Consider the following 2,449-nt stretch of genomic DNA (forward strand, 5'->3'; position numbering starts at 1 on the left):
TATGCGACGTCAACTACTTTGACCGGTCGGCGACAATTAAAATGACCGGTTGGGGGTAGTTGTCGTCAGCCTGACGACACGGCTTTTCCTCCTTGTAGTTGACGCTGGTAGGCGCGTTTCCGATAGCTCTCTCCGCTCAGCTCCATCAGCGTGGCGTGGTGCACCAGCCGGTCGATGGCGGCCACGGCCATCATGCTGTCGGGGAAGATGCTGTCCCAGGCGCTGAACGGCTGGTTGGCGGTGATGATAAGGCTGGCCGACTCGTAGCGGTGAGCGATCAGCTCGAACAACACCGAGGTCTCGGCCTCGCTGCGCTTGACGTAGCCGATGTCGTCGATCACCAACACGGCGTACTTGTCGAGTTTGATCAGCGCATCGCTCAACCGCAGGGCCTGCTTTGCCGCCTGGAGCTCCTGGACCAGGCTCGATGCGGTGGCGTAACGCACCCGGTAGCCCTGGTCGACCAGCGCATGGCCGAGCCCAGCCGCCACATGGCTCTTGCCCACGCCGGAGGGACCGAACAGCAGCAGGTTGTGGGCCTGATCGACCCACTGGGTATCGCCCGCCAGGGCACTCAGCTGCCGGCGCTGGTCGGCCGCGACGGCGTCGAGCTCGAAGGTCTCCAGCGTCTTGCCCACCGGCAGCCGGGCCTCCTTGAGATGGCGCGCCAGTCGGCGCCGCTCACGCTCGGCCAGTTCGTGCTCGCACAGGGCGGCCAGCGTCTGCGGTAGGCTCCAGCCCTCGGCCTGGGCGCGGGTCTCCAGCTGAGGCCAGCAGGCCGCCACGGTGGGCAGGCGGAGTTGACGTAGCAGCAGCGGCAGGGTCTGAGCGTCAGGCATGGCAGCGGACCTCCGTGGCCGGTGTGGCGGGGATCAGGGCGTCGTAGCTGGCGATCGCATGCTGGGTGACCTGGGGCAGCCGGATCGTGTCGCTCGGCGTGGCGGCGAAGTGCGCCTGCAGATCGGCCAGTGTGGGGCTCGCCCCGCGATTGAGGGCGCCCAGCCAGTAGGTGGCGATCGCCTCGGCCTGGTCCTGTTCGGCCGCCAGCGCCAAGGCGCCGACGATGCGCTTACAGGCCTCGGCGACCGGCCACTCGGCGGTCAGCCGGGCGTATAGCTCGCGCCAGTCCGCACTCGGCAGCAGCTCATTGCGGAACGTCAGCCCCGCCAGCGCCCGGGGCTTGCGGACCAGCCAGCCGATCACGTGGCGGTAGTCGATCGCCCGCAGGCGCCCGCTTTCCGGCGTGGCATGCAGACGCGGCAGCGTCAGCAACTCCTGCTGCGCGTGGTGCAGCACCAGGCGGTCATCGTAGAGGTGAACGCGCAGCCGCTCGCCGATCAGCCGGGACGGCACCGAATAGAGCACCTTGCGCACCTGGATGGTGCTGGAGGTGGTGACGCGCACCGTCAGCTCGGAGTAGTCGGTGCCCGGCCGGCTGGGGAGCGGCTGCAAGGCGCCACGCTCGACGGTGATACGGGCCGCATTGCGGCGATTGATCGCGGCGGCCACCTCATCGAGAAACGCCTGGTAGTCATCGAGGCTAGTGAAGTCCTGGGAGCCGCGCAGCGCCAGGCGCTGCGTGAGTCGCCGCTTGAAGTGGCCATGCGGCGACTCGATGCTGGCGTTCTCGTGCCCACGCCCCGGGTTGTTGCGGGTCGCCGTCATGCCGTAGTGGTCGCACAGGGCGGCGTAACGCTCGGTGAGGTCCGTCTCGATCTCTCGCCCCAGGTTGCGGAAGGCCGCCGACAGGCTGTCGGTACGGTGCTCCGCGGGGACCCCGCCGAGGCGCTCCAGCGCGCCGGTCAAGCCCTCGGCCAGCGCCGGGTAGCTCTCACCGCCCAGCACCATGCGCACGTAGCACCAGCCGCTGAAGGCCAGGCGGAAGTGATAGAGCCGATGATCCAGCGGCTTGCCGGCGATCATGATGGTGATGCCCTTGAGCTCGGTGAAGTCGGAGAGGCCGCGCAGCCCGGGGCCGTGGGTCTGAGGGAACATCACCTCCTTGTCCGGGCCGTGGGCGGCCCGCCAGCCCTTGACCCGGCGCTGCAGGGTGCGCAGCAGGCTGTCCGGGTACTGTCCGGGATACTGCTCCTGCAGCCACTCCAGCAGCGTCAGCGCCTGCAGATTCGGAGCGGCCGCCAGCTGGGGGACGACCACGTCGCCCCAGACATCGGCGAAGGGATCTGGTCGGGTTCGCCAGTGGCGAGGTGCCGGTGGCTCGGAGGACTCGGCCCGACGTTCGAGGCGCCGAGCGGTGCTGACGGAGAGACCGGCCTTGGCGGCGGCGACGGGTTGGGTCTGGCCTTGTTGACGTTGCGACATGTAGAGCGTGACCTGTTGGCTGGTGACCGCCATACCGTCTCCCTGGTGGGTCAGGACAAGCGGTCAAGCTTAGGGCAACCGGTCAGAATAGTTGTCGTCCACCGGCCAGAGTAATTGTCGCTCTATA

2 protein-coding genes are annotated in these 2,449 nt (G+C 68.1%); both read right to left on the reverse strand.

The genetic code is table 11. From position 1 onward, the window contains the following. Nucleotides 1-65: 65 nt before the first annotated feature. Nucleotides 66-839 carry an IS21-like element helper ATPase IstB gene (gene istB, locus GFD32_RS11770; RefSeq protein ID WP_163576816.1) on the reverse strand — a complete coding sequence of 258 codons (774 nt, stop codon included), beginning with the start codon at nt 837-839 and terminating at the stop codon, nt 66-68. Continuing rightward, nucleotides 832-2,355, reverse strand: a complete 1,524-nt coding sequence (gene istA, locus GFD32_RS11775; protein WP_163576817.1) for an IS21 family transposase — start codon at nt 2,353-2,355, stop codon at nt 832-834. Before istA ends, istB begins: the two co-directional genes overlap by 8 nt. Between the last annotated feature and the right edge of the window lie 94 nt (nt 2,356-2,449).

This window comes from Halomonas faecis, from assembly GCF_010993975.1.
Lineage (GTDB): Bacteria > Pseudomonadota > Gammaproteobacteria > Pseudomonadales > Halomonadaceae > Halomonas > Halomonas faecis.